The 23313-nt window shown below is 58.4% G+C and carries 21 protein-coding genes; 8 read left to right on the top strand and 13 right to left on the bottom strand.

Going from position 1 to position 23313, the window contains the following annotated elements:
• Window positions 1-24 precede the first annotated feature (24 nt).
• Window positions 25-1776, bottom strand: coding sequence for an acetolactate synthase 3 large subunit (locus ACR0LH_RS02425; protein ID WP_170697964.1), 1752 nt, complete (start codon window positions 1774-1776; stop codon window positions 25-27).
• A 423-nt stretch (window positions 1777-2199) separates the two neighbouring features.
• Here ACR0LH_RS02425 and ACR0LH_RS02420 point away from each other — a divergent pair, with 423 nt between their 5' ends.
• Window positions 2200-3045, top strand: coding sequence for a HalD/BesD family halogenase (locus ACR0LH_RS02420; protein ID WP_480719525.1), 846 nt, complete (start codon window positions 2200-2202; stop codon window positions 3043-3045).
• Window positions 3046-3138: 93 nt separating this feature from the next.
• Here ACR0LH_RS02420 and ACR0LH_RS02415 read toward each other — a convergent pair whose 3' ends face one another.
• Window positions 3139-3786 (bottom strand): response regulator transcription factor, encoded by a 648-nt coding sequence (locus ACR0LH_RS02415; protein ID WP_170382787.1) that lies wholly within the window; start codon window positions 3784-3786, stop codon window positions 3139-3141.
• Window positions 3783-5216 carry a cache domain-containing protein gene (locus tag ACR0LH_RS02410; protein WP_480719907.1) on the bottom strand — a complete coding sequence of 478 codons (1434 nt, stop codon included), beginning with the start codon at window positions 5214-5216 and terminating at the stop codon, window positions 3783-3785. Before ACR0LH_RS02410 ends, ACR0LH_RS02415 begins: the two co-directional genes overlap by 4 nt.
• A gap of 248 nt (window positions 5217-5464) precedes the next feature.
• Here ACR0LH_RS02410 and ACR0LH_RS02405 point away from each other — a divergent pair, with 248 nt between their 5' ends.
• The 3 genes from ACR0LH_RS02405 (at window position 5465) to ACR0LH_RS02395 (ending at window position 9968) form a co-directional block, all read left to right on the top strand.
• A complete protein-coding gene (locus ACR0LH_RS02405; protein WP_170481382.1) occupies window positions 5465-6547 on the top strand; it encodes a TRAP transporter substrate-binding protein in 1083 nt (360 codons plus the stop codon).
• Window positions 6548-6669: 122 nt separating this feature from the next.
• Complete coding sequence (locus tag ACR0LH_RS02400; RefSeq protein WP_170382794.1) at window positions 6670-7596, top strand: TRAP transporter small permease subunit; 927 nt, start codon at window positions 6670-6672, stop codon at window positions 7594-7596.
• 17 nt (window positions 7597-7613) lie between these two features.
• Window positions 7614-9968 (top strand): TRAP transporter large permease, encoded by a 2355-nt coding sequence (locus tag ACR0LH_RS02395; RefSeq protein ID WP_480719523.1) that lies wholly within the window; start codon window positions 7614-7616, stop codon window positions 9966-9968.
• Between the two features lie 138 nt (window positions 9969-10106).
• Here ACR0LH_RS02395 and ACR0LH_RS02390 read toward each other — a convergent pair whose 3' ends face one another.
• The 4 genes from ACR0LH_RS02390 to ACR0LH_RS02375 form a co-directional block, all read right to left on the bottom strand.
• Window positions 10107-10496 carry a VOC family protein gene (locus tag ACR0LH_RS02390; RefSeq protein ID WP_480719521.1) on the bottom strand — a complete coding sequence of 130 codons (390 nt, stop codon included), beginning with the start codon at window positions 10494-10496 and terminating at the stop codon, window positions 10107-10109.
• 6 nt (window positions 10497-10502) lie between these two features.
• The gene (locus ACR0LH_RS02385; protein ID WP_480719519.1) at window positions 10503-11327 is read right to left on the bottom strand and encodes an arginyltransferase; all 825 of its coding nucleotides are present in this window, start codon (window positions 11325-11327) and stop codon (window positions 10503-10505) included.
• A 78-nt stretch (window positions 11328-11405) separates the two neighbouring features.
• Complete coding sequence (locus ACR0LH_RS02380) at window positions 11406-11837, bottom strand: RDD family protein (protein WP_170382803.1); 432 nt, start codon at window positions 11835-11837, stop codon at window positions 11406-11408.
• 67 nt (window positions 11838-11904) lie between these two features.
• Complete coding sequence (locus tag ACR0LH_RS02375) at window positions 11905-12327, bottom strand: DUF2852 domain-containing protein (protein WP_170382805.1); 423 nt, start codon at window positions 12325-12327, stop codon at window positions 11905-11907.
• Between the two features lie 220 nt (window positions 12328-12547).
• Between ACR0LH_RS02375 and ACR0LH_RS02370 the strand changes: the two genes are divergently transcribed.
• The 4 genes from ACR0LH_RS02370 to ACR0LH_RS02355 are packed head-to-tail and all read left to right on the top strand — an operon-like array spanning window position 12548 to window position 17376.
• A complete protein-coding gene (locus ACR0LH_RS02370; protein WP_480719517.1) occupies window positions 12548-15337 on the top strand; it encodes a bifunctional [glutamine synthetase] adenylyltransferase/[glutamine synthetase]-adenylyl-L-tyrosine phosphorylase in 2790 nt (929 codons plus the stop codon).
• Complete coding sequence (locus tag ACR0LH_RS02365) at window positions 15324-15596, top strand: hypothetical protein (protein ID WP_170481401.1); 273 nt, start codon at window positions 15324-15326, stop codon at window positions 15594-15596. The genes ACR0LH_RS02370 and ACR0LH_RS02365 overlap by 14 nt, the downstream gene beginning before the upstream one ends.
• Window positions 15597-15634: 38 nt before the next feature.
• Window positions 15635-16837, top strand: a complete 1203-nt coding sequence (locus ACR0LH_RS02360) for an RSP_2647 family RNA methyltransferase (protein WP_480719515.1) — start codon at window positions 15635-15637, stop codon at window positions 16835-16837.
• On the top strand, window positions 16834-17376 hold the full coding sequence (locus ACR0LH_RS02355) for an RSP_2648 family PIN domain-containing protein (RefSeq protein WP_480719513.1): 543 nt from the start codon (window positions 16834-16836) through the stop codon (window positions 17374-17376). The genes ACR0LH_RS02360 and ACR0LH_RS02355 overlap by 4 nt, the downstream gene beginning before the upstream one ends.
• Window positions 17377-17389: 13 nt before the next feature.
• Here the strand turns inward: ACR0LH_RS02355 and ACR0LH_RS02350 are convergent, their stop codons facing one another.
• The 6 genes from ACR0LH_RS02350 to ACR0LH_RS02325 form a co-directional block, all read right to left on the bottom strand.
• Entirely contained in the window at window positions 17390-18079 is a 690-nt protein-coding gene (locus tag ACR0LH_RS02350) for a M48 family metallopeptidase (protein WP_480719512.1), read from the bottom strand.
• Between the two features lie 83 nt (window positions 18080-18162).
• On the bottom strand, window positions 18163-19878 hold the full coding sequence (locus ACR0LH_RS02345; RefSeq protein ID WP_480719510.1) for a hypothetical protein: 1716 nt from the start codon (window positions 19876-19878) through the stop codon (window positions 18163-18165).
• 170 nt (window positions 19879-20048) lie between these two features.
• Window positions 20049-21233, bottom strand: a complete 1185-nt coding sequence (locus tag ACR0LH_RS02340) for a vWA domain-containing protein (protein WP_480719509.1) — start codon at window positions 21231-21233, stop codon at window positions 20049-20051.
• A 3-nt stretch (window positions 21234-21236) separates the two neighbouring features.
• Window positions 21237-21407, bottom strand: a complete 171-nt coding sequence (locus tag ACR0LH_RS02335; RefSeq protein ID WP_170382820.1) for a hypothetical protein — start codon at window positions 21405-21407, stop codon at window positions 21237-21239.
• A 3-nt stretch (window positions 21408-21410) separates the two neighbouring features.
• Window positions 21411-22778, bottom strand: a complete 1368-nt coding sequence (locus tag ACR0LH_RS02330; protein ID WP_480719507.1) for a DUF2927 domain-containing protein — start codon at window positions 22776-22778, stop codon at window positions 21411-21413.
• A complete protein-coding gene (locus tag ACR0LH_RS02325) occupies window positions 22775-23224 on the bottom strand; it encodes an N-acetyltransferase family protein (protein ID WP_480693163.1) in 450 nt (149 codons plus the stop codon). The genes ACR0LH_RS02330 and ACR0LH_RS02325 overlap by 4 nt, the downstream gene beginning before the upstream one ends.
• Window positions 23225-23313 lie beyond the last annotated feature (89 nt).

Genomic DNA, 23313 nt, shown 5'->3' with positions numbered 1-23313 from the left:
CCCGACATTATTCGTCGAATTTTGTTAAACCAGAACCGAACCTTTGGAGTCGATCACGCCCTGCGTCTCGGCCTCGCCCAGCAGCATCTCGTTATGGGCCTTGCCCGACGGGATCATGGGGAAGCAGTTCTCGTGTTTTTCAACCAGACAGTCAAAGATCACCGGGCCGTCATAGTTGATCATCTCCATGATCGCATCGTCCAGATCGGCAGGGTCTGAACACAGGATGCCCTTGGCGCCAAACGCCTCGGCGAGTTTGACGAAATCGGGCAGGGCTTCGGACCACGAATGCGAGTACCGCTCGCCATGCAGCAGCTCTTGCCACTGACGCACCATGCCCAGACGTTCGTTGTTCAGGATGAACTGTTTGACCGGCAGGCGGTACTGAACGGCGGTGCCCATTTCCTGCATGTTCATCAGCCACGAAGCCTCACCCGCGACATTGATTACCAGCGCGTCGGGATGCGCCATCTGCACACCGATCGAGGCCGGGGTGCCGTAGCCCATCGTGCCCAACCCGCCCGAAGTCATCCAGCGGTTCGGGTCCTCAAATCCAAGGTATTGCGCGGCCCACATCTGATGCTGGCCGACCTCGGTCGTGATATAGCGGTCGTGGTTTTTGGTCAGTTCTTCAAGACGTTGCAGCGCGTATTGCGGTTTGATTGTCTTTTCACTGTTGGTGTAGGCCAGACAGTTGACTTTGCGCCAGTCACTGATCTGCGCCTGCCATTGCGATACGGCCGCAGCATCGGTCTTGCGACCGCGCGCTTTCCAGACCTTGAGGATATCCTCAAGCACATGGGCCACGTCGCCCACAATCGGGATATCCACGCGGATCACTTTGTTGATCGACGAGGGATCAATGTCGATATGCGCCTTTTTCGAGTTCGGCGAGAAGGCATCAATCCGCCCCGTGATCCGGTCATCGAACCGTGCGCCGATATTGATCATCAGGTCGCAATCATGCATCGCAAGGTTGGCCTCATAAAGACCGTGCATCCCCAGCATACCCAACCAGTTCTCACCCGAGGCGGGATAAGCGCCCAGCCCCATCAGGGTCGAAGTGATCGGAAACCCGGTCGCGTCTACCAGCTCACGCAGCAATTGGCTGGCCGCGGTGCCAGAGTTGATCACGCCGCCGCCAGTGTAGAATACGGGCTTTTTGGCCGTCTCTATCGCGGCGACCAGTTCCGTGATTTCTTCCAGATCGCCTTTCAGCGTAGGCTGATAGTGCGAGGTGGACGGTTTCGGGCTGGTATATTCACCCGATGCAAACTGCACGTCCTTTGGGATGTCGATCAGCACCGGACCGGGACGGCCCGAGGTGGCAACGTGGAACGCCTCGTGCATGGTCTCAGCCAGCGAATCCGTGTCTTTCACCAGCCAGTTATGCTTGGTGCAGGGGCGGGTGATACCAACGGTATCAGCCTCCTGAAAGGCGTCCGAGCCGATCATGAAGGTTGGTACCTGACCGGTCAGAACCACGATCGGGATCGAGTCCAGTAATGCGTCGGTCAGGCCGGTTACCGCGTTGGTGGCACCGGGGCCGGAAGTCACCAGCGCAACGCCGGGCTTGCCGGTCGAACGCGCATAACCTTCGGCGGCGTGCACGGCCCCCTGTTCGTGACGCACCAGAATGTGGCGAATGTCGTTTTGCAGAAAAATCTCATCATAGATCGGTAGCACGGCGCCGCCGGGGTATCCGAATACCGTGTCCACGCCCTGATCCTTGAGGGCCTGAACCACCATCTTTGCGCCGGTCATCTCACGTGTCATCTGCTTTGCTCCGTTCGCGACATGTGTCTTGCGTTTTGCCAAAAAAAAGCCCCCGAGATTTTCGGAGGCGCATGGGTTCAATTATGGTTTACCGTTACCGGCCCATGCGCGTGTTTCCTACGATTACGACTAGCGCTTTCATCGCCAGAGGCTCCTTTTTTGCGTGCAGGGACATTATGGGCGGTGAAAGGGGGCGTCAACAGGCAATCGTACCAATTTTGTATCTTGAGTGGTGAATTTTGCGACATTTTATTGCGCAGATTGACGCACGATCGGAAGATTCGGGAAAATTCACTGTTGTCGGCGTGTTGATCTCGAAATCAAGAGTGTCGGAAAGCGTCATGGCAATGTCCCAAACAAGCATGATCAGGCGGTTGGGCTGAGTCACGCTGAGCTTGTCTTTACAGGCAAAGGAGACGGGACATGCTGCAGGATCTTGTGGATCTGGGACGGTATCCGATCGATTGTCCGGGCTCACGGGCGTATGATCAATTGATCAGCGACCTGAGGCGTGAGCTGGATCAGGATGGGTGCGCGGTTCTGCCGGGCTTTGTTCATGCCGAAGGGGTGCAGCTTTTGGTGCGCGAGGCCGAGGCCACGGCCTCCAAGGCGCATCGTTCTTTCAATCGCACCAATGCCTACTTTACGCAGGACAATCCGCAGTTGGCGGCGGAACATCCTGTCCGGCGGTTCTATGACCGGTCCAACGCCTTTGTACCGGCCGACAATTTTGAAAAGTCGGGTCCGCTGCGTCGACTGTACGAATATGAAGGTTTCCTACCCTTCGTCCGCGCAGCGTTGGATGAGCCACCTGACCGGTTCTTTCGCTATGATGACCCTCTTGCCGATGTCATTATCAACGTCGTCGAGGAGGGGCAGGGTTTTCCCTGGCATTTTGACACCAACAACTACACCGTGACACTGGCCATCCAAAACGGTGAGGCAGGTGGCGCTTTTGAATACGTTCCAAACCTGCGCAGTTCAAACGACGAGAATTTTGAGACTGTGGCGTCCGTTCTGGACGGAAACAGAGCGCGGGTGCGCCAGCTTGAGTTACAACCCGGCGATCTTCAGATTTTCAAAGGGCGTTATGCGCTGCATAGGGTTGCACCCGTGCAGGGTGCGCGCAGCCGCTATGTGGGCATATTTTCATTTGTCGAGGCTGAGGGCATGTGCGGCGGGGTAGAGCGGACACGTCAGCTATATGGTCGTGTTCTGCCCCATCACCTGGCGCGGGAAGGGGTGAGAAAGGACACCTTGCTGGATTGATGTCCTTGTCCGAGCAAGACCCTCCCGCCCATTGTCGACGCACCTTTGGTGCGCCTCCGCTGGTTGGGCGTGGCAGCGCTGCGCGCTGCGGGATCAAAAGCCGGGGCTGGTGCCTTGCAGGACGCCGTGTTCCAGCGCATAGCGTGTCAGACCCGCCGTTGATGAAATGCCCAGTTTGCGTTTGATGTTCTTTCGGTGCGTCTCGACAGTGCGAACAGAGATATCCAGCGTCTGGGCGACCTCTTTGTTCGACTTACCTTGCGCGAGCTCCAGCAGGATTGTCTGTTCGCGCCCTGTCAACGCCTCACGGGTGCTTTCGCCCTTGGGCCGCAGCGAACCGCTGGCACCTGTACACAGGTATTGCTCGCCCCGCATCACCGCGTCGATGGCCTGTTTGATCTCTTCGGTCTGGACATCCTTGAGGACATATCCCTTGGCCCCGTGGCTCAGCGCGGTCGAGATATATTCCGGGCTGTCATGCATCGACAGGATCAGGATGCGAGTTTGGGGCAGACGTTCGAGAATGATCTCGGTTGCGCTTAGCCCACCTAGCCCCGGCATGTTCAGGTCCATCAGGATGACGTCGGGGGCCAGGTCCGTCGCCTTTTCGACCGCCTCCTGCCCACTGCCGAGCGTACCGACGACCTGAATTTCGTCATAGCTTTCGAGGATCGATTGAATCCCTTCGGCGACCATCGGGTGATCGTCTACAATAAGGACCCGGATGGTTTGGTCGCTCATGTACCGGCCTTTCGGTTCGGGGTTGCGTCTTCTTGCGGTGGCAACAGGTGGCTCAGGGGCAGGCTGACCTCGATCACCGTACCGCTGCGTGGGCCGCGTGATGACAGAATACGCAAGGAGCCGTCAAGCTGTTCGATGCGCTCTTGCATGTTCCGCAATCCGATCCCGGCGCTTGCCTGTCCGGGGTCGCTGCGCAGGCCGCGCCCGTTGTCGGTAATGCGCATTGTCGCGCCTTTCTTATGGCCGCGCAAATCAATTGTGACGCGCGTTGCCCCAGAGTGACGCTCGATATTGGTGAGGGCTTCTTGGGCGATGCGATACAGCGCGATCTTGCTGTCCTGATCCAGGCGGTTGCGGAAGACGACGGTCGAAAACTCGGTCTCGATCCCGGTGCGTTCGCGGAAGTCGTCGGTTAACGCCTTGAGTGCCGGGCCAAGCCCCAGATCGTCCAAAACGCCCGGGCGCAGATCGCGGCTGATGCGGCGGACCTCGGTGATGGCAGTACCAAGGTGGTCGATCCCTTTCTCCAACGGATCACGTGCGCCTGCGTCATCACCCCGCGTCAGGCGACGACGAGCATTGTCCAAGGCATAGCGCACCCCGACCAGTATCTGGCTGATCCCGTCATGCAGTTCGCGGGCCACTCGACCGCGTTCTTCCTCTTGCGCGTCAAACACGCGTTGGGTCAGTTCTTTCAGTTTGGCGTCCGCCAGTCTGCGTTCGCGGAAGTTCAGCAACATGCCCGAGGCAAAGACGATCAGCACCGCGGCCAGCACGATCCCACCGATATACATAAAGGTGCGCTGAACGCGTGCCTCGACCTCGGCGCGGGCGTTGGCGACGGTGGCAACGATGTCGTCGATGAAAACCCCGGTCCCTACGGCCCAGCGCCAGTCCTGCAGGCCGACGACATAGGCGATCATTTGGGCTTCTTCTCCGGTAGAGGGCTTTTGCCACATGAAGCTGTGCCAGCCAGCCCCCTGACGGGCGAGACTGATGAATTCGTCCACGATGGGTGTGCCGTCGCTGTCGGTCAGACCTTCCCAGTTGCGGTTGATGAACTCGGTCTGGCGTGGGCTGACAAGATTGTTGCCGTCATAGTCGTAGACGAAAAAGAAACCGTCCTTGCCGTAAATCATCGCCGATAGGATTTGCGTTACTAGGTTCTGCGCGATCTTATCGTCAGTCGAGGCGCGGCCGTAGATATACGCGAACCCGTTGCGGGCCTGGGTCACGTAGTTTCGCAGTTCTTCTTTCTTGGCCTCGACCAGGCTGCGTTCCAAAGCCTGAATCTCGCGCTCGGCCGTTGCGCGGGACTCGTAGGCCACGAGCAGAGCAATCGCAGCAACGGCCACCACCAAGGGAATCGCCGCGACAAGCGACAACTTCTGGCCATAGGTCAGCGAAATCAGGTTCCGTAATCCCCTCATGGTCGAATCGATACGCAAGCCTGCGGGAAAATGCAAAATTTTTGGGCTGCCGGTCGCAAATCGCAGAGATCGCCGGCAAAAATTGTGGAGTTTTTCGGCATTTTCGTCCGCGAACCCGGCAAAAACCGATCCGCCTACGTAGTAGTAGGTATTCACATTCAATTCGGGGTCTTTAGGCTGACGCGCACTGATAACGACTGCCCCCGGCATCGGCTGGGGTATTGGATATGTAGGGGAGGAATACTCATATGGATCGTCGTTCATTTCTGAAAACATCTGCTCTGGGCGGCTCGGCGGCTGCGGCCACCACGCTGGCAGCTCCGGCTTACGCGCAGGGTCAGCGTACCCTGACCATGGTGACCTCGTGGGGTCGTGGTCTGGCTGGTGTTTTCGACAGCGCACAGCGTTGCGCAGACAGCATCACCGCAATGTCTGACGGCAGCCTGAACGTTGAGATCAAGGCTGCCGGTGAACTGGTTGGCGCGTTCGAGGTTTTCGACGCGGTTTCGTCGGGTCAGGCCGACATGTACCACGCGGCGGACTACTACTTTGTGGGTCAGCATCCGGGCTATGCCTTCTTCACCGCTGTTCCGTTCGGCATGACCGCGCAGGAACTGGTGAACTGGTATTACCATGATGGCGGCATGGAGCTGCATGACGAGCTGGGCCAAATCTTTGGTCTGAAGTCGTTCCTGGCCGGTAACACCGGTGCGCAGGCGGGCGGCTGGTTCTCGAAAGAGATCAACAGCCCCGAAGACTTCAATGGCCTGAAGTTCCGTATGCCCGGTCTGGGCGGTAAAGCTCTTGGTAAACTGGGCGCGTCCGTACAGAACATTCCGGGTTCGGAAGTGTATCAGGCACTGTCCTCCGGCGCGATCGACGGGACCGAGTGGATCGGACCGTGGGCCGACGAAAAGGCCGGTTTCCAGGAAATCACCAAGACCTACTACACCGCGGGCTTCCACGAGCCGGGCGCAGGTCTGTCTCTGGCGACCAACCGCGACGTGTTCGAGGAACTGACACCGGCACAGCAGAAGATCATCGAGATCGCTGCCGCCGAAGCGCACCAATGGAACCTGGCGCAATTCCTGGCAAACAACGGTGCAGCCCTGCAGCGTCTGCAGTCGGGCGGCGTGAAAGTCATGGAATTCCCGGACAGCGTTTGGGACGCCTTCGGCACCGCCAGCCAGGAAGTTCTGGACGAAAACATGGGCGACGAGCTGTTCAAGAAGATCCACGACAGCGCGATGAGCTCGATGGCTGCGTCTTCGGCTTGGCTGAACCTGTCGTCGGGTGCTTACACCGCACAGCGCGACCGCGTTCGCGGCTAATCGCCGGACCTGAACTCAATTGGTTTCCCCGCCCAGCGCGGGGAAGCCTTTCCCGTTGCACATGCAGGGCTCGGACAAGCCAACAATAAGCTGCAGTGCAACTGACGCGACCTGGGGACAACATGCAGGACGAAAACGGTATCTCGTTCTTCGGCGCCCTGTGGAATGGACTGGTTTGGTTCATTCAGAACATTGCCGAAGCCTTCTATAATTTCGGATACGCCATCACGCATCCGCAACTCTGGCTGAACTGGTCGGACAAAGAAGCCATCATGCGCTTTGTCTACTATGGCGGATCAGTCGAGTTCTTCTTTGTGATCTTCACCATCTTTCTGGTTCTGACGGCCATCGGCCTGTACTACCGGAACTTCATGTGGGGCATGGTGCGCGGCCTTGAGGGGTTCGCCAACACCACCGGGCGCTTCTTTGCTTGGGCGGGCCTGCTGATGGTCATCCAGCAGATCGTCATCGTTTTCATGCAGCGGGTGTTTGCACGGCCCGATATGGCCTTTGGTTTCGGCATCCCGATCCAGATGGATATCAGTTGGTATGCCGAAGAACTGAAGCTGTATAACGCAATGGTCGTGTGCCTGTGCTGTACCTACACCTTCGTGCAGGGCGGTCATGTTCGGGTTGACCTGATCTATGCAGGCATCAGCCACCGGGCCAAGCGAGTCGTCGACATGCTGGGTGCGTTGTTGTTCATGATGCCGATGGCGGTGCTGACATGGATGTACGGCTGGTACTTCATGTGGCGGCACCTGATCGTGCCGAAGCCTTCGGCCAGTGACACGCTGGACAAGCTGGTTCTGAAATCCCGCGCGCTGCGTTGGAACGTGGAAACCATCGGCTTCAGCCCAAATGGGTTCAACGCCTACTTCCTGTTCAAGATCCTTCTGGTGGCCTTTGCGGGCATGGTGTTCCTGCACGCCATCGCGTTCCTGTACCGGTCGTATCTGGAGTACGTGGAAGGACCGGACAGCGTTGGAAAATACCTCGACAAGGACAGCCTTGGAGAGGGTGAAGAAGCCTACGAAGGCGCACATTAGGGACGGGGACCCAGACTATGTTATTCGGACTTGATGGCGTCGAGATAGGCCTCATTATCGTGTTCTTCTGCCTTTTCGGAGGCATTCTGTCCGGCTTTCCGGTGGCCTTTGCCATCGGTGGGGCGGGGATCATCTCATTCGGGATCATTGCGGCGCTGGACAGTGCCGGGCTGCTGATACATCAGGCGATTGATACCAGCTCACAAGCCTATAGGGACGTGGTGAATTCTGGGATCAAGCCAGATGTGATATCGGTCTTCCGATACCCGGATTTACCGCGCATAGCCGAGCCGGTCTTTGTATCGGGCTGGGAAACGGCCCTTGACCGCAACGTCTCATTCATCGTGAACCGCATGAATGAACGTGTTCTGGCGGGTCAGTCGATTGAGACTCTGCTGGCAGTTCTGATGTTCGTCCTGATGGGTATCACGCTGGAACGTTCAAAGATTGCAAACGATCTGCTGACGACGATGGCGCGCGTGTTCGGACCGCTGCCGGGTGGTCTGGCCGTGTCGATTGTTGTGGTTGGCGCGTTCCTTGCGGCCTCGACCGGGATCGTGGGGGCCACTGTGGTGACCATGGGTCTGCTGGCGCTGCCGACGATGTTGCGGAACAACTATTCGCCGGAACTGGCGACAGGTGTTATCGCGGCCTCGGGTACGTTGGGGCAGATCATCCCGCCCTCGATCGTGATCGTTCTGCTGGGGACGCTGGCGGGGGATTTGTATTCAACCGCTCAGGAAACCCGCGCGGTTGAAGCGGGCTGTACCGACGCGCTGACCTATCTGGGTGAGCCTGCGGTGGTTTCGGTTGGCACATTGTTCCAGGCCGCGCTGCTGCCGGGGATCATGCTGGCCTTGCTCTATGCGCTCTATGCGTTCGGATATGCGTTGCTGAACCCCGAGAAAGCTCCGGCCGTTGAATTGTCGGGCGGCAGTGGTGAGGTGATTACCCGCGCGGAAGGTCTGACCTGGTTGCTGGCTGCGCCGGTCGGCCTGATCGTGGGTGCGATAATGCTGAGCAGTGCCGGTGTCATCGGCAGCCAGAATATCAGCGTTTCGGCGTTCTCAGACATTGGCGAAGGTGCCTCGTTGCGCACCAACGTGTCTGAGGAATGTAAAGCCTCGATGATCAACCTGCATGGTCAGTCCGCCTGGGATCAGGCCGTGGCCGAGCAGGAGGCCATCGACGCCGCAGGTGGAACCAGCGAAGCCACGCGGTTGACCGAAAAGGAACTGGCCGCCGCTCAGGAAGCCAAGATCGCAGCGGCTGCTCCGATTGGAACCGGTGTCGCCGTGATGTTTGTTCTGCTGGGGCTGACGCTGGTCATGGGACGCGGCATTGCGCCGTCTCAATCCACGCAACCCTTGATCGTAGGGGCCATCGGCCTGTTGCTGATGCTGCTGGTGGATGTGCTTCTGATCGCGCCGACGACTTCGTCCGGGGCAACCTTTCTGCTGTTGGCAGCGCCGTTTGCGCTGGCCATGTATGGCTGTAAGGAAGCTGCGGCACGGTGTGCGACCAATGATCTGATCCGCGTGGTGTTCCCACCGCTGGTTCTGATCATCGCGGTTCTCGGCTCGATCCTGGGAGGCGTGACGAACCCGACTCCGGCGGCTGCGCTAGGGGCCGGTGGTGCGATCATGCTGGCGGCCTACCGCAAACTGCAGGATCAGGGACGGTCCGGTAAGGTGATCATCTGGTCGACATTTGCCGTGATGATCGCCCTGCTGATGGGGGTCAACTTTGACCTGCGCATCAACCAGGGCGGCGTGACGGTGGAAACCTGGATTGCCTTCATCATCGCCTATGGCGCTTACCTGTTCGCCCTGTTCGGCCTGATCTATGGGTGCTGGGTTCTGTTCACCAGCGGCGTTCTGACGCCGGTGGTCCGGGAAACCGCCAAGGTGACCTCGATGGTGTTCACCATCCTGATCGGCTCGCAATTGTTAAACCTTGTGGTGATCTCGTTTGGAGGGGAGCATTACATCCAGCAGTTCCTCAAGAGCTTTGACAACGAGTTCACGGTTTTCCTGATCGTGATGCTGGTCTTGTTCATCCTTGGGTTCGTGCTGGATTTCCTCGAGATCATCTACATCGTGATCCCAATCGTTGGGCCGGTGATCTATGGTGGGTCGTTTGATCCGAAATGGGTCACGATCATGGTTGCGGTGAACCTGCAGACCTCGTTCCTGACGCCACCGTTCGGGTTTGCCTTGTTCTATCTGAGGGGGGTTGCGCCGAAGGAGGTCACGACGGGTCATATCTATCGCGGGATCATTCCTTTCGTGCTGATCCAGGTGGTCGGAATCGCGATCTTGTGGTTCTTCCCGTCGATTGTGACAATCGTTCCGGACCTGATCCCGAACTGATCTTTTGGTGTGATACCGTGAAACTGAAAAGGGGGCCTGTTGGCCCCCTTTGCTTTGGTGTTGTGGGAAGGGGCCAGCCCCTTCTTGGCCTGCGGCCAATTCATCCCCGGGATATTTTTAGCCAGATGAAGGGACGGATCAGGTGAATTGGATCAGGTCCCAGCGGTTTCCGAACGGGTCGCGCCAGACTGCGACCGTTCCGTAGGGCTCGTGTTGGGGGGCTTCCTCGAAGTGAACACCTGCGGCTGTCATTTCGGCGTGGTCGTGATGAAAGTCATCGGTTTCCAGAAAGAAGCCTACACGCCCGCCGGTCTGGTTGCCGATCGCTGCGGACTGGTGAGGGCCGTCTGCGCGGGCGAGCAGCAGTGATCCTTGTTTTGACCCTGGCGGCGCGATGCGCACCCACCGTTTTCCAGCACCCAGATCAACGTCCTGTAACACGGTGAACTTCAGTGTTTCCGAGTAGAATGCGATGGCTGTGTCATAGTCCGGGACGACCAGCGTCACCGCGTGAAGGCTTTGGCGCATGTTGCCTCAGCCCTTGGTCGGGTGGCGATCCGGCAGTTGGATATTGGCCACCTGCTCGGCAATGGGGGCGGTGGACAGGGGGTGATGACTGGAGTCCGTCAATTCGGACGGATTGCCGACACCGACCCATTCGCCTTGAACGTAGGCTTCGAGCCCCGAGAAGCGGGCCTTGTATCCCATTTTGGGGCTGCCTGGCACCCAGTACCCCAGGTAGACATAAGGCAGGCCAGCTTCGCGTGCGATGTCGATGTGATCGAGGATCATGTAGGTCCCCAACGAGCTTTGCGGCTGATACGGGTCATAAAAGGAATAGACCATGCTGAGCCCGTCATCCAAGACGTCCGTCAAGCTTACAGCTATCAGGTCACCGGTGGCCGGGTCTGCGTATTCCACGACCCGGCTGCGGATCGGAGTTTCCTCGATCATCGCGGCAAATTCAAAAACATCCATATCGGCCATGCCGCCATCCGCATGGCGTGTGTCGAGATACCGGCGGAACAGCTCGTATTGTTCATCCGTTGCCCAAGGCGAGTTCGCCTTGCGCTGCAGGTAGGCGTTACGCTTGATGGCGCGTTTCTGGCTTTTGCTGATGCGAAACTCAGACACGTTTATCCGGGCAGACAGGCAGGCCGCGCAATCGGCACAGGATGGGCGGTAGAGTACGTTTTGGGATCGACGAAACCCTTGTTGCGACAGCGAATTGTTGAGCTGATCTGCGCCTTCGCCTTGCAGGGCGGTGAACAACTTACGCTCCATCCTGTCCTCAAGATAAGGGCAGGGTTGTGGGGCCGTCACATAGAATTGTGGCGCTATCGGCAGCGTGTGTCGCATGAATGTTCCAGGTTTCCTGAGACGGATGATAACAACCGATCCCGGTACCGCCAAGTGATTCAAGCGGTTGGATAATTATTACGCGCGCTGGTTGATCATGACTGTTCCAAGGAACGCGTCCGTCAGTCCCTGGCATCGTGCGCTGGTCAGCATCATGATGACCGAGATGATCTGTAGGACGGGAAATGCCATGCTGACGAAATAGCCCGCAGTGTGGGCCACGGCTTTGCCGGTGTCCATGCGGGCACCGAAGGAATCGCGCAGTTCTATGCCCATGAAACGCATGCCCAATGTGGCCGAGCCGTTTGCGATGGTCACCACGCGATAGACAAAGCTGACGACCGCGTAGATCAAGGCAAGAATAAACAGGCCCATGCCCAGGGTCAGAAAGATCGCAACCGTACACAGCAGCGAGACAAAGGCGATGTCAAACAGCCACGCGACAAAGCGTTTGATCGCCACGGACTGATAGAACTCCGGTTGGCGGTCAGGGTCAGGCAGGTGGGTCATGTAGGGAATTCCAAGTTGTTGTGTGGGTTTACCCTGTCCCGATCAGGCGGGGCAGGGCAAGTCCGGTTCAGGCGTTTTCGCCGTTTTCGGTCTGATCGCTGTTTTCGCGGGCGCGTTCGTCCATGAACTGATCGAACTCGGCCTTGTCCTTGGCTTCGCGCAGGCGGCGCAGGAACGCTTCAAAATCCTGTTGTTCGCGTTCCAGACGGGCCAGGGTGTCGGCCTTGTACGCGTCAAAGGCACTGTTGCCCGAGGGCTTCATGGCGCTCATGTGGCTGTGCCAGGTTTTGCGGCGGCTGCAGGATTTGCTGAACATGCGTTTGCTCCAGATCATATAGGCCAGAAGTGCCAGGCCCACGGGCCAGAAGAAGATGAAACCAAGGACAATTGCAGCGATCCAAGCCCCTTTTCCCTTGTCATCAAGCCAGGCTTCGGCGCGGTAGAGCCATCCCGGATTTTCAGGGACGGCGTGGTCGGACAGTGCGGTCATTTGGGATCTCCGGGTTAATGTAAATTGCGTTCACATCATCTAGATGGGGGGTATGTTGCGGGTTGCAAGGGGTGAATGTGAAAAAGATTTACATTTAGAGTGGTCGCTGTGTGACCAAGGTTCAGGCGGTGAACAGTTTCCACTTGCGCAAGACATTGAAATCACGCCATCTCTTAATTGGGGCTTGAACCCCCAATGATGTCGTTCCGCCGGAGGGTTAATGTCAGGACCACTCGCCATCCAACGAATGCCGCGGCCTTTCGATCCGTCGCTAGGGGCGGAAGCGCGCGCGCTTGTCGCCGATGTTGCGCCTGAAGCTGGTGAGCTTATCGCCGGGGCCGCAGGGTCGAGCCCCTATTTGAAAGGTCTTATCGAGCAAGAAAAGGTTTGGCTTGCGCAGGCTCTGGCCCAGCCCGATCAGGCTTTGGCGGATGTGATGCGGGACGCACGCGGTCTACCTGCCGATAAGTTGAAGCCCGGGCTGCGTCAGGCCAAGCGGCGAATGGCGCTATTGACCGCGCTGGCTGATCTGGCCGGTGCGTGGCCGCTGGAGAAAGTTACCGCGGCCCTGACGGATTTTGGTGCGCTGGCGGCGGATATTGCGGCCAAGGCGGAAATTGCCGCGCTGATCCGGCGCGGTAAATTGCCGGGTATGACCGAGGATGACGTCGAAACCGCTGCCGGGATGATCATTCTGGCCATGGGTAAGATGGGCGCGCACGAGCTAAACTATAGCTCGGATATCGACCTGATCGTGCTGTTCGATGAAACCAGGTTCGATCCGGACGATTTCTATGACGCGCGCCACGGAATGGTCCGGGCCACGCGGAATTTCTGCGCGACGCTCAGCGACAAGACGGCTGATGGCTATGTCTTTCGCACCGATCTGCGCCTGCGTCCCGATCCGGGGGTGACCCCAGTATGCATGGCGGCTGAGGCGGCTGAACGGTACTATGAAAGCCTTGGCCGCACATGGGAACGCGCAGCCTATATCAAGGCGCGACCCTGCGCCGGGGACATTGAGGCTGGGCAGCGTTTTCTGGACACGCTGCGCCCGTTTGTCTGGCGGCGGCATCTGGATTTTGCCGCCATTCAGGACGCCCATGACATGCGCCTGCGTATCCGCGAGAACAAAGGCACAGGTGGCGCTCTGACCATACCCGGCCATGACATGAAGCTGGGGCAGGGCGGGATTCGTGAGATCGAGTTCTTTACACAGACCCGCCAGTTGATCGCCGGCGGGCGCGACCCCGACCTGCGGGTTCGTGGCACGGTGCCCGGGCTGGCAGCTTTGGCCGATAAGGGCTGGGTTCCGCAGGATGTGGCGGAAAAACTGACCGACCATTATCGCGCACATCGCGAAGTCGAGCATCGGATTCAGATGATCCACGACGCCCAGACCCACAAGGTGCCTCAGTCGCCCGACGGGATCGAACGTGTCGCCTGCCTTATGGGGATCGACAGCGCCGAGCTGACATCGGACCTGACCCGCCGTCTGACCGAAGTGCACGAGCTGACCGAAGGGTTCTTTGCGCCCGGCTCGTCAACGCCGAAACCTGCCGGAGAGGTCGGGTTTGATCAAAGCGTTCTGGCCCGTTGGCCCACCTATCCGGCGTTGCGATCGCAGCGGGGCGCGCGCATTTTTGAACGGCTCAAGCCCGAGCTTCTGTCGCGCCTGTCGAAAACCGCGAAACCGGATGAGGCGCTGTTGGCGCTGGATGGGTTCCTGTCGGGCTTGCCTGCGGGTGTGCAGCTTTTTTCGTTGTTTGAAGCCAATCCTCACCTGATTGACCTGTTGATCGACATTGTCGGAACCTCACATGCGCTGGCGGCGCACCTGTCGCGCAATTCCTCGGTGTTTGATGCGGTGATTGGGGGCAGCTTCTTTGATGAGTGGCCGGGGCGATCCGCTCTGCAGGCCGATCTGGAGCAAGCGCTGGCGCAGGAAAGCGATTATGAAAGCCAGTTGGACCTTGCGCGGCGCTGGTGCAAAGAGTGGCACTTTCGGATTGGCGTGCATCACCTGCGTGGATTGATCGACGGGGCACAGGCCGGACGCCAATATGCAGAGCTGGCCGGGGCTGTGATCGCCGCGATCCTGCCATGCGTGGAAGACCAGTTTGCCCGGAAACACGGACCAGCACCCGGACGTGGGGCTGCCGTGCTGGGCATGGGGTCGCTTGGCGCTGGCAGGATCAACTCGCAATCCGATCTGGATATCATTCTGATCTACGACCCGCTGGATCAGGACATGTCTGACGGCCCGCGACCTCTGGCGACCCGGACATATTACGCCCGGTTCACGCAGGCCCTGATCACAGCGCTGTCTGCGCCCATGTCTCAGGGCAGGTTGTATGAAGTGGACATGCGCCTGCGACCTTCTGGTAATCAGGGTCCCGTGGCGACAAGTTGGGCCAGTTTCACCAATTATCAGCAAAACGAAGCCTGGGTTTGGGAGCATCTTGCCTTGACCCGTGCCGGGGTCGTGGCCGGTGATCCGGGCCTGACCGAGGATATTGAGGCGTTTCGCGCAGAATTCCTGTCTCGCCCCCGAGATCATGCGCAGGTTTTGAACGAGGTGGCTGAAATGCGCACCCGCTTGGCCGCTGCGAAATCCCCTGTGGGCATTTGGGACGCCAAGAACGGGGCAGGGCGCATGATGGATATTGAGTTGATAGCCGAAACTGGCGCGTTGTTGTCCGGCGAGATCAAACACGATGTTCACGCGGGGCTGGACGGCGCGGTCGCTGCCGGGCTCTTGGACGTCGCGCAGGCGCAAACGCTCAAAGAGTGCTACGATCTATGCTGGTCCGTGCAATGTGCAGCGCGGCTGCTGTCTGGTAAAGTGATCGACGCGGACAAAATCGGGCAGGGCGGGTCTGATTTCCTGTGCCGGGCTACCGGGTTTGATCGGGTCGAACAGCTACAGGCCGCGTTGCAGCAGAGTTATTCAAGCGCGGCCGAAATCATCGGCAGCGTGGTCAAGGAGGATGGCAATGGCGCGCAGTGACGACCCGAATGACCACAAAGGCCTTATCCGCGAAGCCTATCGCATCGAGGGCATCTCTTTGCCGGAATGTCGCACCATATTTCTGGACTGGGCGCTTAGCCTGCCTGCGGACCGGGACCAGATACAGGCGCTGACCGACTTGCATGCCATCTATTCCGCGCAGGCGGCGGATCATCCGATGACGCAGGTTCTGGCCGAAGGCTTGCAGGCCGCCCAAACCCCCAAAAGACGCGGCGGATGGCGCTCGCGCTCGCGCTAGGGCTTTTCCCTGCGGACAATCGGCACTAAGAGGGCGCCATGACCCAATCCGCCGATCGTCCCCGAATTCGCCTCAAACCCAAAGCCAACGCACGCGGGCTGCGCCATGGTTTCCCTTGGGTCTATGCAAATGACATTGTGACCGACCGCCGGACGCGAAAGATTGAGGCCGGTGCTCTTGCGGTTCTCGAGGATGACAAGCGTTCGCCCATTGCGCTGGTCGCGGTGAACCCGAACTCCAAGATCATGTGCCGTGTTCTGGATCGCGATCTAGAGGCCACGCTGGACTCCGATTGGTTCGAGACCCGTCTGCGCCGCGCGCTTGATATGCGCGAAAGGCTGTTCGACGCGCCATATTATCGCCTAGTCCATGCCGAAGCGGACGGGTTCCCCGGCGTGATTATCGACCGTTTCGGCGATGCCTGCGTTGTTCAGCCAAATGCGGCCTGGGCTGAAAAACACCTTGAGACTCTGACCGATGCTCTGGTCTCTGTGACGGGTGTTTCTGTCGTTCTCAAAAATTCTTCGGGCCGGACGCGCGGTCTGGAGGGGCTGGATGATGCCAATCTCACATTGCGCGGTGTGGCCCCGGATGCGCCGTTGCCGGTTCCAATGAACGGCGCGACCTACATGGCCGACCTGACCGGCGGGCAGAAGACCGGTCTTTTCTACGATCAGCGCCCCAACCACGCGTTTGCCGCGCGTTTGGTGCAACCCGATGCGCACGTGTTGGATGTCTTCAGCCACGTTGGTGGGTTTGGCCTTGCGATGCTGGCCGGGGGTGCAGGTCGAGCGCTGTCCGTCGATGGCTCTGCCGCCGCGCTGGAGCTGGCCGCCAAGGGTGCTCAGTCATCGGGATTTGAAAACAAGTTCGAGACCCGGCAAGGCGACGCCTTCGATGTTCTGACACAACTGGGGCAGGAGGGTGCCCAATTCGACGTCGTCATCTGTGATCCACCGGCCTTTGCCCCGTCAAAACAGGCGCTGGATGCGGGACTGCGCGCGTATGAGCGTGTGGCACGTCTGGCTGCACCGCTGGTAAAAGCGGGCGGCTATCTTGGCCTCTGTTCGTGTTCGCACGCGGCCGATCTTGGCCGGTTCCGCGATGCTTCCTCTCGTGGAATTGGTCGGGCAGGGCGACAGGCGCAGCTTATCCATACCGGGTTCGCCGGGCCCGATCACCCGCAACTGCCGCAACTGGCCGAAAGCGGATACCTCAAAGCCGTGTTCTATCGTCTGTGAAGGTCGTTCTTGATACCTGCGTCATCTACCCGACGGTGATGCGAGAGATGCTTTTGGGTGCGGCCAAACTTGGTTTTTTCACGCCGGTCTGGTCTGCACGCATCCTCGAAGAATGGGCGCGCGCGGCCCGTAAACTCGGCCCGGAAGGTGAGGCGCAAGCCCGCGCTGAAATCGCTTTGACACAGGCAAACTGGCCAAAAGCCGAACACACAGCGAACCCGGGGTTGGCGCAGCGGCTATGGCTGCCCGACCCGGCAGATATTCACGTTCTGGCGACGGCTGTTTCCACGTCTGCGGATGTCATTGTGACCCTGAACGCCAAGGACTTCCCAAAGAATATCCTTTCCGAAGAAGGGCTTGAGCGCCGCGATCCCGACGCGCTGCTTCACGGGTTCTGGTTGGAAAATCCGGTCGACATGGCCGAACTCGCTGACAGAGTGTTAGGCGAAGCCAACCGTCTGTCGGGCGACCAATGGAACCTCCGGGCGTTGATGAAAAAAGCCCGGCTCCCGCGTCTGGGCAAAGCGCTCGCAAGCTAGGTCAGGATTCAGCCTATCCGCCTGCGCCCCAACGCTGTTCTAGCACCTCCAGCGCCGCAATACGCTCATCGGTTTTGGGATGGCTCATCAGCCAGGCCGGGGTCACACCTGCGCGCTGTTGCGTCAGGTCTTCAAGCTTGTGAAACAGGGACTTTTGCGGCCCGATCCCGATCCCGGCCTTGATCAACAGTGCAGCAGCATATTCATCGGCCTCATACTCATCCCCTCGCGACAAACGCGAGGCCAGTAGATGGGTGAGCATGTTTGCGATCCAGGCACCAATGAATGGGATGAAACGGTTCAGCAACATCATCAGCGCCGCCCGAAGCGCATTCTGCCCTGAGAAATCTATCATGCGCCGCCGGGCATGACCTAGCGCAACATGGCCGAGTTCATGCGCAATCACACTGGCCATTTCTTCGGCCGAAACCTCACCATTGCTGAATTTTCGGTAGAACCCGCGCGTTATGAAAATCCGTCCGTCCGGGGCGGCAAGCCCGTTCACCGGGTCGATCTCGTAGATATAGACCGGCACGCGGTCGATCCCGAGCGCAGCCGCAAGCCGATCCGTCATGCGTTTTAGCGCGGGGTCGGCCAGTTCGGTTGACTTGGCGTCCAGTTCCCGATGGGTGCGCCAGACGGAAATTCGATACATGACAACGGCATAGGCGATTGCCAGCAATATTGGAGTCAGGCGAAGCATGCCAAAGATATGGGCCGCGCGCGCGGACTAGACAAGTCACAACTTTCCGCTTTACCGGTCTGGAACCAACGCCGTGTGTCCGATCACTCGACGGGCGAGGGCAGCTCTAGATTGTCATGCAGATCGGACAGTGTGTCTTTGGTTAACACCTCGCCTTTGGACGCTTGGAAAAACGCGTACTCGGCCTCTTTCTGGGCGACCAATGTATCCACCCGCAGGTCTTTGACATCTGCACGCAGATTGTCGCGAATTTCCTCATATGCCTCCGCTTCGAGCAACTCTCGCTCCAGGGTATCCAGCTTGTTGTCATACTCCGGATCGTCGAGGTCCAGATCGGCAATGTCGTCCGCTATCTCGTCGCTGGTGCGACCGTCGTAGTTTTCGTTCAAAGTCCGCAAGTTGCGCCGGGTCTCGTACAGCTCGGCGCGCAGCTCGTAATACTCGGACGCCTCAAGCTGGTAGGACGCTATCTTGCCGACGTTGCTGTTCGGCGCTGCGTTCTGCAACGCAGGAGCCGCCGCGTTCGAGGCGTTCAGATTACGCAACTTGTCAGAGCCGTACGGGTCCGTGATTGCCGCGACAAGCGGATCACGCTTGTAACGGTTCCAGCCCTTGCCATTCGGGTATTCGATGTCGTCGTAGCGCAAAGTGTAGGCGGCATCTTTTACGAAATATTCGTGGTCGTCGGAATAGCGATGATAATCAGGGTCATAGGGCACGGGCTGAATCGTCACGTCGTCCTGATGGCGATCCCTTGGTTGCGGCAGATCAAGATTGTCGTGAAACTCGCCCAACGCGCTGCGGGTCAATGTGCGCCCTTTTGATGCCCCGAAGAAGGCGGATTCTGCTTCGGCCAAGGCATCCTTGGTTTCGTAAGACAGGTCTTTGACATCCTGCTGAAGATCCTCGCGAGTCTCCTCGTGCAATTCGGCTTCGCGCAGTTCGGTTTCCAGCTCATCCAGCTTCTTGTCATAGTCCGAGTCATTTGGATCAAGCGCGGCAATGTCATCGGTAATCTCGCTGCTTGAACGTCCGTCATATCCTTGATTGTGGTCACGCAGGTCGCGTCGCGCTTCGTATAGGTCTGCGCGCAGATCGTAATATTCGGCTGCTTCGGCCTGATAGGTCGCGATCTTTCCGACATTGCTGTTTGGCGAAGCGTTTTGGAAAGCGGGCGCGGCAGCGTTCGAGGCGTTGAGGTTTCTCAGCTTGTCCGAGCCATCAGGGTCCGTGATTGCCGCGACAAGTGGATCACGCTTGTGCCGACGCTTAGGTTTCCAGTCATCATCATCTTGATGCCAGGTATAGGTGCCGTTTGACCGTGCCACAGGACGCGGAGACTGTTCAATCGGGTCTATCGAGGCTTGCCGATAGGCTTTTTTGACCGACGGCGAACCACGATTCGATCTTGAACTCGAACGCTTTCCAAACAGCTCCTCAACGTCCCGTTTGAACTCACGCCCAAAGTCAGAAAGAGAAGCTTTGCGGGCCTTGCCACTTTTACCTTTGATTTTGCTTGAGCCGTCGTGCTTTACGAACAAAACCTGCTTTGAGTTGTTCTTTTTGCCCTTTTTTCCGCCCTTGCCGTATTCGCCTGCCTTACTGTTTTTATTGCCTTTTCCGGCCTTCCCGTTCCCGCCGCCTTTCCCGCGCCCTCTGCCTTCGCCTTTTCCTTTGTCGCCTTTGGCAAATGCTGCGTCTGGGGCAAGTACAAATGTGGCAGCCGCCCCTGACGTCAGGATGAGCGAAGCAGAAGCAACAATGGTCGTAAGAAATGAACGGAAACGAAACTTGGTCATTATAGCCCCCCAGCTTAAACCACCTCTCAATATACCACGGATTCAAGAATCCCGGCGGATTTTAAGGGGGGTGTTTCGGGCGGCGCTAAAGTGTGTGCGCAATGAGCTGCTGGAGCGGCTTTTGTTTCCAAATCGGCAACAAATAGTTTTGGTGACTGTCCATCTTGGACCTATCGCGTCAATTCGCGCATCCCTTGTTCCAGCCCAGCCAACGTCATTGGCACCATTCGATCCTCGAATATCTCACGGATCATGCTGATCGAGTGGGTGTACTCCCAGTATTTTTCAGGAACCGGATTGATCCACAGGTTCGACGCCCATTGATCCCTTGTGCGTTGAAGCCAAACCTGACCGGCCTCCTGGTTCCAGTGCTCGTTGGCCCCGCCGGGATAGGCGATTTCATAGGGGCTCATCGAGGCGTCCCCAACGAAAATACATTTGTAGTCTGGTCCGTAGGTCCGCAGAACCTCATGGGTAGGGGTCTGCTGATCCCAGCGGCGGTGGTTGTCGCGCCAGACGCCTTCGTACAGGCAATTGTGAAAGTAGTAATATTCCAGATGCTTGAACTCGGTCCGCGCGGCCGAGAACAGTTCTTCGACCACCTTGATATGCGGGTCCATCGAACCACCCACGTCCAGAAACAGCAGTACCTTTACAGCGTTGTGACGCTCGGGCCGGGTTTTGACGTCCAGATAGCCATGCTCGGCCGTGGCGCGGATGGTGCCGTCCAAATCCAATTCATCCGCTGCGCCTTCGCGCGCCCAGCGACGCAGGCGCTTTAGGGCGACTTTGATGTTGCGCGTACCCAGTTCAACTGTGTCGTCCAAGTTCTTGAATTCACGCTTGTCCCAGACCTTGACCGCGCGCTGGTGACGGCTTTCCTTCTGGCCTATACGCACCCCTTCCGGGTTGTACCCATACGCCCCGAAAGGCGATGTCCCGGCGGTTCCGATCCACTTGTTCCCACCTTGGTGCCGGCCTTCCTGATCCTTGAGACGCTCGCGCAGGGTCTCCATCAGCTTGTCGAAACCACCAAGGGCTTCAATCTCGGCTTTTTCTTCATCCGACAGGTGCTTTTCGGCCATTTTGGCCAACCATTCCGCAGGGATGTCTACTGCGTCCAACACCTGCTCAAAGCTGATTTCCTCAAGCCCTTTGAAGCTGGCGGCAAAGGCTTGGTCGAATTTGTCGATGTTGCGCTCGTCCTTCACCATCGACACGCGGGCGAGATAGTAGAACGCTTCGACGTCATAGGTGGCCAGACCCTTTTTCATGCCTTCCAGAAAGGTCAGATACTCACGCAGCGATACGGGAATGCCAGCTTTGCGGAGGTTCTCAAAAAAGGGCAGGAACATGATTCAGACCACCAGACGCACAAGAATGAGGGAAAGCACAAGGCCGACCAGAGCAAAGGCAATACCGTAACCGGCCGCATACTGCGCGATATCCGCGCCGGTGCCGTTGCGTTTGCGCGCTGTCAGCGCCCCAAGGATAGCTCCTAGTATTGCCATTCCCAGAACCACTACCATGCGTTACCCGCCCTTGTTGTTATTTGCGGGCGCTTCGGCAACGTCTTGCGCCAGCGCCCGGACCACGGTTTCCGAGCCAAAGCCGTATCGCGCCCACCCCAAACTGTCCAGCCTGACGGAACGTGCCTGATCTGATCGCCCCGCCTGACTGAGCGCTTCGGACTTCAGCAACAGCAGTGTTGCAAGTTGCGATGCATTCTCGGCCCGCGTCATCACGTTTATTGCCTTCTCCAGTTCGGGCAACGTTTCGGGGCCTTTACCCTGAGCAAGCGCGTAGGATGCGGTCTGAGTTGTCACATAGGCGCGATGGACCTCTGTGCCGGGGCTTGTACGCAGATATTGCATCGCAGTGTTGTAGTATCTCAGCGCTTCTTGTGGGTTGTCGAATTGCACCATGCGCCCCATCAGGTAATAGGGAAAGGCGCGGCGATGGTCCGTCCACCCCAGTTCCTGACCGATCAGGGCCGCCTTTTGCGCAGAGCGGAGCCTTTTGCGTGTTCCTGGCCCCGGTCCCACGGACTTCTGAATGGCGTTGATCCACTCACGCGGGGTATCAGAGACGGGCACCTTGGCAAGCGATGCTCCACCCGGGTTCAGTCTGGACAGAACGCCCGGAATGACAGCCTCGACCTGTTCGCGTGTCATGCCGCTGCGCATCTCGGGTGCGTAGGTTGCACGCAGGATCAGCATGTCGAAACCGGTCAGAACAGTGTGGATATTGTCGTCGTTGAACACCGAGTCCGGCAGGTGGTAGAGGTCATTCAGTGGCCCAAGCGCCTGCGCAATTTCTTCGTGCAGGCAATCGCGTTTTTCTTGCGGGCTGACATCGTAGGGTATGAATATACCCAACCGTTGGCGACTGCGCAGCGCGGTCCAGCTGCTTTTCTTCTTGCGGCGGTCTCGGCTGTATTCCTCAAAACTTGATGAGTTGGGAACCACGAAACAGGCCGCATTTGGCAGGATTTTCTGGATTTGCTCCTGACTGATGGCTTCGATCGTGATGTTGGCCTGTCCGCTGGGTATTTCTCGGATATCAATGCGGGCCTCGCGCCGCAGACGCGCCAGCAGGCGGGACAAATCGCGCTGCATCGAAGGGGTCGGGGTTCCTGTCAGGCGCACCGTCACAGGTTCTTCAAACCGTGTGAACACCGGTAAAGGTGTCCCGCTTTCAAGTGAAAAGTGTAGCGAGACGAAGTCGGACGCGATATTCCAATTCGACCGGGCCGGCGGTGCCGGGAACGAGGCTGAAAACGCCTTGGCTGGCGGCAATATGTCTTCGACTGCCTTTACGCGCGTTGGTGGTTCCGGTGCGGTGACCGCCGTGCAACCGGTTAAAACCAGCCCCAAAAGGATCACCGCCCATCGCCTCATGAACGCTGATACCGGATAAATGGGGTCTGTTTTCCGATACGGTCATACAGTTTTCGCGCCGTATGGTTAAATTCCTGCGTCAACCAATAGACCGACGGCGCACCCTTTCGATCTGCCTCGTCATAGACGGCCTGTATCAGCGCCCGCCCGACACCGGTTCCCCGCGCCGCGGGGCGTGCAAAGAGGTCTTGCAGGTAGCACACGCTTTCAACCTTCCATGCATGCCGGTGAAACAGGTAGTGGGTCAGGCCAACCAGATGCCCGTCTTTTTCCGCGACAAAACAGGAAAAGTCATGCGGGTCGTCTGCCAGCAAACGCGCAAAGGTGCTGTCATATGTCTCGTCAGGGACAGTGGTTTCGTAAAACGCCAGATAGTCGTGCCACATATCGCCCCATTCGGCGCGATCTTCGGGCCGCAAAGCGCGGATCGTAAGAGTTTCAGGCAAATAACACGTCCCATTCGTCAGGTGGAGGGGTGCCCGTTTAGGACCGGGCAGTTATCAGCCAATGCTTGCATTCGACTCCGAGTAAGGCA

It is taken from the genome of Ruegeria sp. CL6, from assembly GCF_056536465.1.
This window is presented reverse-complemented; position numbering and strand designations above follow the sequence as displayed.

Coding starts and splice junctions, on each gene's coding strand:
- ACR0LH_RS02405 (WP_170481382.1), top strand. CDS start 5,465: ATGGATCGTCGTTCATTTCTGAAAACATCTGCTCTGGGCGGCTCGGCG.
- ACR0LH_RS02340 (WP_480719509.1), bottom strand. CDS start 21,233: ATGTTCCTGCCCTTTTTTGAGAACCTCCGCAAAGCTGGCATTCCCGTA.
- ACR0LH_RS02385 (WP_480719519.1), bottom strand. CDS start 11,327: ATGCGACACACGCTGCCGATAGCGCCACAATTCTATGTGACGGCCCCA.
- ACR0LH_RS02330 (WP_480719507.1), bottom strand. CDS start 22,778: ATGAGGCGATGGGCGGTGATCCTTTTGGGGCTGGTTTTAACCGGTTGC.
- ACR0LH_RS02395 (WP_480719523.1), top strand. CDS start 7,614: ATGTTATTCGGACTTGATGGCGTCGAGATAGGCCTCATTATCGTGTTC.
- ACR0LH_RS02370 (WP_480719517.1), top strand. CDS start 12,548: ATGTCAGGACCACTCGCCATCCAACGAATGCCGCGGCCTTTCGATCCG.
- ACR0LH_RS02380 (WP_170382803.1), bottom strand. CDS start 11,837: ATGACCCACCTGCCTGACCCTGACCGCCAACCGGAGTTCTATCAGTCC.
- ACR0LH_RS02415 (WP_170382787.1), bottom strand. CDS start 3,786: ATGAGCGACCAAACCATCCGGGTCCTTATTGTAGACGATCACCCGATG.
- ACR0LH_RS02400 (WP_170382794.1), top strand. CDS start 6,670: ATGCAGGACGAAAACGGTATCTCGTTCTTCGGCGCCCTGTGGAATGGA.
- ACR0LH_RS02335 (WP_170382820.1), bottom strand. CDS start 21,407: ATGGTAGTGGTTCTGGGAATGGCAATACTAGGAGCTATCCTTGGGGCG.
- ACR0LH_RS02410 (WP_480719907.1), bottom strand. CDS start 5,216: ATGAGGGGATTACGGAACCTGATTTCGCTGACCTATGGCCAGAAGTTG.
- ACR0LH_RS02420 (WP_480719525.1), top strand. CDS start 2,200: ATGCTGCAGGATCTTGTGGATCTGGGACGGTATCCGATCGATTGTCCG.
- ACR0LH_RS02365 (WP_170481401.1), top strand. CDS start 15,324: ATGGCGCGCAGTGACGACCCGAATGACCACAAAGGCCTTATCCGCGAA.
- ACR0LH_RS02360 (WP_480719515.1), top strand. CDS start 15,635: ATGACCCAATCCGCCGATCGTCCCCGAATTCGCCTCAAACCCAAAGCC.
- ACR0LH_RS02425 (WP_170697964.1), bottom strand. CDS start 1,776: ATGACACGTGAGATGACCGGCGCAAAGATGGTGGTTCAGGCCCTCAAG.
- ACR0LH_RS02375 (WP_170382805.1), bottom strand. CDS start 12,327: ATGACCGCACTGTCCGACCACGCCGTCCCTGAAAATCCGGGATGGCTC.
- ACR0LH_RS02345 (WP_480719510.1), bottom strand. CDS start 19,878: ATGACCAAGTTTCGTTTCCGTTCATTTCTTACGACCATTGTTGCTTCT.
- ACR0LH_RS02350 (WP_480719512.1), bottom strand. CDS start 18,079: ATGCTTCGCCTGACTCCAATATTGCTGGCAATCGCCTATGCCGTTGTC.
- ACR0LH_RS02390 (WP_480719521.1), bottom strand. CDS start 10,496: ATGCGCCAAAGCCTTCACGCGGTGACGCTGGTCGTCCCGGACTATGAC.